Raw genomic sequence first — 8,045 nt, forward strand, 5'->3', positions numbered from 1 at the left:
GGGATGTACTTGCAGCGTGTCCCGCCACCCCACCCCGGCCCGACCCAGCACGTAGAAATACCGAGCCATGACCCGCTGTTGCTGTTGCTGTTGCTGTTGCTGTTGCTGTTGCTGTTGCTGTTGATCTTGATGTTGATCTGTAAGCAGTCGCGGCCGCAGGCCGCGCGGAACACTCACAGATGCCGCAGTTCCTGCTTCAGCGTCGCCACGCAGCGGCGGCTGACTTCCAGCGGTTGCTTGCCATGGCGCAACATCGCCTGCACCTGCCCACCCGTGCCACGACGCAGCTCCACCAGCTCATGGCGTGCCACCAGGCAGTTGCGATGGATGCGGATGAAGCGGCTGGCGAACTCTTCTTCCAGCGACTTCAGCGACTCTTCGATCAGGTCCTCGCCGCGCGCGTGGTGCACCACCACGTACTTCTCTTCGGCCTGCAGGTAATGGATGTCGTCCAGCGGAATCAAGCGCAGGCTGCCGCGCAGGCGCGCGCACAGCATGCTGCGCGCCTGCTGCCCGCGGTGGTCCTGTGGCTGGCCATCGCGGCCGGCCAGGAACGTGCGCGCGCGCGCGATGGCCGCGGCCAGACGCTCGGCACGTACCGGCTTCATCAGGTAATCAATCGCGGCCGCCTCGAACGCCGACAGCGCATGCGCATCGTAAGCGGTGCAGAACACCACCGCCGGCCGCGGCTCGAAGCTGGCCAGGTGGCGGGCGGCTTCCAGGCCATCCAGCCCGGGCATAGCGATATCCAGCAGGACCAGGTCCGGCTGCAGCTCCGCGCACGCGTGCAGGGCCTGCTCGCCGTTGCCGGCCTCGGCCACCACATCCACGCCGTCCTGCGCGGCCAACAGGCTGCGCAGGCGCTCACGCGCCAGCGGTTCGTCATCGGCGATGACTACCCTCACGATCGCTCCCTCACTGGATCGGCACTGTCACCTGGCAGGCATAGTAGCCCTCGCTCCAGCCAGCCGTCATCCGCGCGGCGCTGCCGAAGCGCCAGGCCAGCCGATGGCCGATGCTGTGCTGGGCATGGCCGGCACCGCGCGCCAGGGCCAGCCCGGGGGCCTGCGGGTCGGGCGCCGGATTGCGCACGCAGATCTGCAGTTCATTACCCTCGCGCATCAGCTGCAACTCGATGGTGCCACCCTCGGGCAGCCGCGAGATGCCATGCAGCACGGCGTTCTCCACCAGCGGCTGCAGTACCAGGCGAGGCAGGGGAAGATCCCAGGGCAGCGGTTCGTCGCGCTGCCAGCGCACCTGCAGGCGCTCGCCCAGGCGCAGTGATTCGATCGACAGGTAGCGCTCGGCCAGCTCGCATTCGTCACGCAGGGTGGAATCACCCTCGCCCGCCCCCAGCGCGGCACGGAACAGATCGGACAGGTCCAGCACCGCACGCTCGGCCACGACCGGGTCGCGATGCAGCAGGCTGGCGATCAGGTTCATGCTGTTGAACAGGAAGTGCGGGCGGATCCGCGCCTGCAGGGCATCGGCCTGTGCGCGTGCGTTGGCCTGTACCTGCGCGGCCCAGCGATCACTCACATAGAAGTAGCGCAGGGCCAAGGCAGTGATCAGCGCCGTCGTCGCCGCGCTGCCCAGCGTGAAGCGCCAGAAGCTGATGCCGCGGGCGAAGTTGTCGCCAAGCACCGCGTACAGGGCATGCACGATGCCCGCGCAGACCACCGCGATCAGCGTCGCCAGTGCGATGGCCGAGACCGCCCCCAGAACCTGTGGCAACCTCGACAACGCGTTCCGCAGCAGGCACAGGCTGGCCGTTACGGCCAGCGCCAGCCACAACGCGAAACCACTGGCCGACAGCAGTTCTCCCACGGTCCAGTGGCGGCTGCCATCCGGGGCCAGGGCCAGCACCACCACCACCAGTTCGGCCAGGCCGAGCATCGCCGCCAGCCGCGGCAGGCGGCACAGTTCCGGCATCCAGGGCGGGGCGCTGGCCGGCGGCATGGGTCAGGCAGCGCCCAGGCGTTCCTGCAACCAGTCACCGAGCGCCTGGATCTCTTCGGCGCAGACCTGGTGGGCCATCGGGTAACTGTGCCATTCCACCTCCAGGCCCAGCGCCTGCAGTGCCTGCGCACTGTGTGCGGCCACCGCCTGCGGAATCACCGGATCGCTGCTGCCATGGGCCATGAACACCGGCACCTGCACGGCGCCTTCAGCGCGCTTTGCGCCGTCGGCTTCGGGCAGGTAGGTGGACAGCGCGATCAGGCCGGCCAGCGGCGCAGTGCGTGACAGCGCGGCGGTCAGGATGATCGCGCCCCCCTGCGAGAAACCGGCCAGGAAGATCTTCTCCGGCGCGATGCCACGCTCGATCTCGCGCGCGATCAGCGCATCCAGCTGCACCACCGATTCCTGCACGCCCACCATGTCGGCGCGCGAACGGAAATCCATGCCGACGATGTCGTACCAGCCGCGCATCGGCACGCCGTTGTTGATCGTGATCGGCCGCACCGGTGCATGCGGGAACACGAAGCGCAGCGCCGGCCAATGCGGACGCACCAGCTCCGGCACGATCGGCGCGAAGTCGTGGCCATCGGCACCGAGGCCGTGCAGCCAGATCACCGACCACTGCGGCGAGGCGCCGGTCTCCTGTTCCACCGTTTGCAGCATGATGCGGCTCCTTCAAGTTCGAGCCGCATTATGCCGCTGCCGCGGGACGATCAGTACAGCGGCGGTTGTTCGGCCGCTTCCCGGCGCAGCTGCGCGGCACGTACCAGCACCGGCGGCGGGATGTTCTCCTCGGGGATATCAAGCAGGCCAAGCCGGTGCAGGAAGGCGCCGGGGCCACGCGAAGACGTCAGTGCCACCACCGGTACCGCCAGCACCATGCCGATCACCACCGGCGCCATCCACGCGGCCAGCGATGGCGACACCGCCCAGGCCAGCATGCCCATGAAGGCGCCGAACACCCCCAGCCCACCGTAGCCTCGGATCAGCGCCAGCCACGAAATGCCACCATCGTCACGCTGCTGCGCGTCCCACCCCGAATCGCGGCCGGACAGCACTTCGGCCACGCCGCGCGACTGCACGTACATCACCACCGGCGCCATCAGCGCGGCCAATACGGTTTCCACCAGCATCGAGACGAACGCGCGCAGGGCACCGCCACACCCGCGGCGGTCGACCGGGTCCAGCAGCATCGCCAGGTAACCCAGCACCTTGGGCAGCAGCAGCACCGCCATGGTCGCCGCGAACAGGCGCACCACCTGTTCCTCGTCCTGGGCCCGCCAGTACACGCTGGGCGACAGGTGCAGCAGCGCGTTGAAATCGATGCCTTCCTGGAACAGCGGGATGGCGATGCCGATCAGCATCAGCATCGCCCACATCGGCGCGGTGAAGTAATGACCGATGCCGATCAGCATGTGCATGCGGCTGATCCAGTGCAGGCCACGGCTGCCGACCACCTTGCCGTGCTGCAGGTTGCCCTGGCACCAGCGGCGGTCGCGCACCAGCAGGTCGGTCAGGGTCGGCGGACCTTCTTCATAGCTGCCGCCCAGGTACGGCACCATGTGCGCGGCCCAGCCGCCACGACGCATCAGCGCCGCTTCGACGAAGTCATGGCTGAGCACGTGGCCACCGAACGGCTTGCGCCCCGGCAGCGCCGGCAGCCCGGCCTGATCGGCGAAGGCGCGGGTGCGGATGATGGCGTTGTGGCCCCAATAATTGCTCTCGGCACCGTGCCACCAGGCCACGCCACGGGCGATCACCGGACCGTACACACGGCCGCCGAACTGCTGCATGCGCGCGAACAGGGTGCGCCCGCCGATCACCGACGGCAGGGTCTGGATCAGGCCGACGTCGGCGTTGTGCTCCATGCCCGCGACCAGGCGCACGATGCTGTCGCCGGTCATCAGGCTGTCGGCGTCCAGGATCAGCATCTGCGGGTAGGCACCGCCGAAGCGGCGGACCCAGTCGGCGATGTTGCCGGCCTTGCGCCCGCTGTTGTCGCCACGGCGGCGGTAGAACAGCCGCGCCTGGCCATCGGGCACGCGCTCGCGCAGTTCGGCGAACACCTGCTCCTCGGCCCGCGCGATGTCTTCGCGCCGGGTATCACTGAGCACGAAGAAGTCGAACCGGTCGAGCTGGCCGGTGGCGGCCACCGACTCGTAGATCGCCTGCAGGCCGGCCAGCAGCCGGCGCGGATCTTCGTTGTAGGTCGGCATCAGCAGCGCGGTGCGGCTGTGCACCGTCGGCAGTGGCTTGTCCGGGTCGATGCCGAGGCGATACCCCCGGTCGAACACGGCAGTCAGGAAGCCGGCCACGGCGCTGGCGAAAGACAGCGCGATCCAGGCGAACAGGCCGACAAACAGCACCAGCAGGCAGGCCTCGAGCACGCTGATGCCATTGGCCGACAGCACCCGCCACATCATCCGGGTAGCGATGGCGGTCATCGCCAGCGTGCCGCCGAAGATATAGAACCGGCGCAGGCCGATCAGCCGCGGCGAGGTGCGGTGGCGGCGAACCTTCAGTTGGCCTTCGCGCAGGGTCTGCTCGGGCATCTGCAACGGCGATTCGGCCGGCAGCAGCGTCCAGCCGGCATCAAGCCGGGACGTATCTGCTTCCGCATGGATGGTCTGCACCTCCATTGCCGCCTACTCCGCGCAGTCGGCACGGCCGGCCATCCCTGCCGGGCTGCATGCACCAAGGTTCCCGGCGCGCTTTCCCGGCGCCCGCACTTGTCCTGGCTGCGTCGGCGTCACGCCACGCAGTCGCTGTCTGTCACTACCGGAACCCACACGATCTCCAACGGGGCGGAATCGAAAATGCGGCTCAGTCTAGGGCGCCGGATGTAAGCCGAGTGCGAAGGTCTACGCCGGGATTTATCCCCATTCAGCAAACAGCAGGCGAGTGCCGGGGCAGGGGAACGGATGTCACTTGGTCGCCCCAGGTACTGGATCGTAACAAACGCGAACGGTTATCATTTCATTAACCAGGCAGGTCACCGTCTTCCGCACGGCCGAGACCCACCCAGCTGCGCCGGTTCCAACCCAGCGCCCAACGACCCATGGAAGGGGGCTGCCTGCTGTCTGCGTGCGCCTGCTGCTTCCACCGGGTCCCCCTCCTCCGATGGAAGCCGTCATGTCCCTGTCGTTCCGTACCCCTTCCGCGCGCCTGCCGCGCACCCGCCTGGCCTGCGCTCTGGCCACCGCCTGCCTGCTGGCCCTGCCCGGCCTGGCCGCCGCAGAGGCCAGCGCCGATGCCTCCACCAAGGATCTGGATACCGTGGTGGTCACCGCCTCGGGCAACCAGCAATGGATCAAGGATGCACCGGCCAGCATCAGCGTGATCAGCCGTGAGGACATCGAGCGCCAGCCCGTGCACGACCTGGCCACCCTGCTCAGCCGCGTGCCGGGCGTGACCGGTGGCCTCAGCGCGGTCGGCGAGCAGTCCAAGATCAAGCTGCGTGGCATGCCGTCCAATTACACGCTGGTGCTGGTGGACGGCAAGCGCATGGGCAGCTCGGCCTCGACCAACTACCGTCCCGACCTCGGCCGCCAGGATCTGAACTGGATCTCGCCCGACCAGATCGAACGCATCGAGGTGGTGCGCGGACCAATGTCGTCGCTGTACGGCTCCGACGCCATGGGCGGCGTGATCAACATCATCACCAAGCGCATCGGTGATGACTGGAACGGCAGCGCCACCCACAGCTATACCCGCCCGGGTGATGGCAAGCGCGGTGATACCCAGCAGATCGGTGCGACGTTCTCCGGCCCGCTCGGCGAGCGCTTCGGCCTGCGCATCGGTGCCAACAGCATGCGCCGCGACTCGGACCGCTCCAACGGTGGTGTCTATGGCAATGCCTACGCCGGCGAGAAGGACCGCAATGTCGACGCGCTGCTGCAGTGGAAGCTAAGCGATGCGCAGGAACTGTCGCTGGAAGCCGGCCACGGCGTGCAGCAGGCCTTCATCGACGCATCGCTGGAAAAGCAGGACGAAGGCGCCTGGGGTGCCAGCGAACTCAAGCGCAGCTCGCTGGCACTCAACCACGATGGCAAGTGGAGCTTCGGCAACTCGAAGCTCAGCGCCTACTGGACCGAGTACAAGAACGACATCGGTGCCACCGGCCGCTCCGAGGCGACCGATACGATCATCGAAGGCAGCCTGACCACGCCGTTCACCCTGGGCGTTGAACACCAGTTCGCCGTCGGTGGCCAGTGGAAGCGCCAGGAACTGACCAATACCGATACCATCGGCCGCGCGCCGATCGACTATGCCGGCAATGCCGTCAGCGGCTCCAACCTGGAAGTGGATACCTGGGCACTGTTCGTTGAGGACGAACTGAAGCTGCACCGCACGCTGGCGCTGACCCTGGGCGCACGCCTTGACCACCATGAGAAGTTCGGCAGCCACGTCAGCCCGCGTGCGTACCTGGTCTGGCACCCGGCCGAACAGTGGACGATCCGCGGTGGCGTCTCCAAGGGCTTCCGCGCGCCCAGCCTGACCGAGAATTCGCCCAGCGCGGCCACCCAGTCCGGCGGCCGCGGCTGCACCTCGCTGATCCCGCTGGGCTATACCCGCGGTGGCTGCTACATGGCCGGCAACCCGGACCTGGACCCGGAAACCAGCACCAACCGAGAGATCGGCATCAGCTTCGACAATGACCTGTTCGATGCCGGCCTGACCTACTTCCATACCGACTTCAAGAACAAGATCGAGTACGCGCCCCTGGGCAAGTTCAACGGCATCTGGTGGACGCGCATGAGCAACGTGCAGCGCGCGCGCACCAGTGGCATGGAAGGCAACTTCAATGTCCGCTTTGGCGAGCAGTGGCGCTGGCGCACCTCGGCCACCTGGATGAAGGAAGCCAAGAACCTGACCACCGGCAGGAATCTGATCGATACGCCGGAGTTTTCCGGCTATTCGTCGCTGGACTGGACGCCCAACACGGTGTTTTCCAGCAGCCTGTCGGCGCAATACACCGGCAAGCAGACCGGTACCGCAACGACCTTCCTCAAGGCCTACACCCTGTATGACCTGACCGCTGCCTGGAACGTCAACGAGGTACTGACCCTGCGCGGCGGTGTCAGCAACCTGGCCGACAAGAAGCTGTATGCCGAAGGCTCCACCGACTACTTCGTGGCCGGGCGCAGCTACTTCATGAGCATGACGGCGCGGTTCTGACCGGCGGCGCGCGCCGCGATCGCGCTGGCAGCACGCCAGCGCGATCGGCGGTGTTGCGGATTACTCGCTTTCCAGCGCGGCCGCGGCCGCGTTCTGCGTAGCGGCCGTGCGTGCACGGTCCATCGCTACCGCCAGTTGCTGGCGTGCGAGCAGTTGTTGTGCCTGCACCACTTCAGGTGTCGGCAGGAGCACCGGTCCCGGTGCGTTTTCCGGTATAGCAGGTGTGGTCATGCAACCTCCATGGACATCCCGCCGCCGCCCGGGTTCAGCTGGGGCGGCAGCGGAACTGCGCACCCTATCCTAAAAACAAGGCGGATGGGTGACGGTGCGGCGCCCCGCCGCAGGCCTGCACATGCCGGGCGCGTCACATTTTTGACGGTTGAGGGTAGTTTCCTGAACCGTAGGCCTCGTATCATGTAACCGTTTTCCTACAAGGACGTAATCGTCAATGAACGCCGTCGACCTCTCCCGCTTCAGCCCGAAGTGGCAGTTCCGCTTCAATTTCTTCCAGCAGCACGGCGCTCCGAAGGAGCCGCGCTTCAAGGAAGCCTGGAAGGCGCTGTCCTTCGGCGACCGCCTCAAGATCAACATCAACTTCTTCGCCTTCTTCTTCGGCTTCATCTACCTGTTCATTCTGGGCATGTGGCGCAAGGCGCTGGTGGTGATCGGCATCGGCCTCGTGCTGGGCATCGTGTCCCTGTTCCTGCCGGACATCATCGCGCGCCCGCTGTTCATCGCCATGAACTTCCTGGTTGCCGCCAGCACCAACTACAGCTACTACCTGGAGCAGGTGAAGGGCAAAGCCAGCTGGAATCCCTTCGAAGGCATGTTCTGACGCGATGCTGCCGCCGCACTCCGGCCTGGCATAGCATCAAGCAGAAATGAAGACGCCCCGCCTTGGCCGGGCG

The 8,045-nt window shown here is 66.7% G+C and carries 7 protein-coding genes; 2 read left to right on the plus strand and 5 right to left on the minus strand.

What is annotated here, in order from left to right:
• Nucleotides 1-173 precede the first annotated feature (173 nt).
• From R1L06_RS20155 to mdoH, 4 genes are read right to left on the minus strand one after another with little or no spacing between them, the layout of a single operon-like run.
• Complete coding sequence (locus R1L06_RS20155; RefSeq protein WP_010481294.1) at nucleotides 174-905, minus strand: LytR/AlgR family response regulator transcription factor; 732 nt, start codon at nucleotides 903-905, stop codon at nucleotides 174-176.
• 10 nt (nucleotides 906-915) lie between these two features.
• Nucleotides 916-1,959, minus strand: a complete 1,044-nt coding sequence (locus tag R1L06_RS20160; protein ID WP_185749935.1) for a sensor histidine kinase — start codon at nucleotides 1,957-1,959, stop codon at nucleotides 916-918.
• A gap of 3 nt (nucleotides 1,960-1,962) precedes the next feature.
• Nucleotides 1,963-2,622: an alpha/beta hydrolase gene (locus R1L06_RS20165; RefSeq protein ID WP_080291776.1), complete on the minus strand. Its 660-nt coding sequence runs from the start codon at nucleotides 2,620-2,622 to the stop codon at nucleotides 1,963-1,965.
• 50 nt (nucleotides 2,623-2,672) lie between these two features.
• Nucleotides 2,673-4,598, minus strand: a complete 1,926-nt coding sequence (gene mdoH, locus R1L06_RS20170; RefSeq protein WP_032128590.1) for a glucans biosynthesis glucosyltransferase MdoH — start codon at nucleotides 4,596-4,598, stop codon at nucleotides 2,673-2,675.
• Between the two features lie 493 nt (nucleotides 4,599-5,091).
• Here mdoH and R1L06_RS20175 point away from each other — a divergent pair, with 493 nt between their 5' ends.
• The gene (locus R1L06_RS20175) at nucleotides 5,092-7,137 is read left to right on the plus strand and encodes a TonB-dependent receptor domain-containing protein (RefSeq protein ID WP_164080612.1); all 2,046 of its coding nucleotides are present in this window, start codon (nucleotides 5,092-5,094) and stop codon (nucleotides 7,135-7,137) included.
• Nucleotides 7,138-7,197: 60 nt separating this feature from the next.
• Here the strand turns inward: R1L06_RS20175 and R1L06_RS20180 are convergent, their stop codons facing one another.
• Nucleotides 7,198-7,368 carry a hypothetical protein gene (locus tag R1L06_RS20180; protein ID WP_165929944.1) on the minus strand — a complete coding sequence of 57 codons (171 nt, stop codon included), beginning with the start codon at nucleotides 7,366-7,368 and terminating at the stop codon, nucleotides 7,198-7,200.
• A gap of 217 nt (nucleotides 7,369-7,585) precedes the next feature.
• Between R1L06_RS20180 and R1L06_RS20185 the strand changes: the two genes are divergently transcribed.
• The gene (locus R1L06_RS20185) at nucleotides 7,586-7,972 is read left to right on the plus strand and encodes a DUF2628 domain-containing protein (protein WP_071227807.1); all 387 of its coding nucleotides are present in this window, start codon (nucleotides 7,586-7,588) and stop codon (nucleotides 7,970-7,972) included.
• Nucleotides 7,973-8,045 lie beyond the last annotated feature (73 nt).

This window comes from Stenotrophomonas mexicanensis, from assembly GCF_032911605.1.
Taxonomy (GTDB): Bacteria; Pseudomonadota; Gammaproteobacteria; order Xanthomonadales; family Xanthomonadaceae; genus Stenotrophomonas; species Stenotrophomonas maltophilia_A.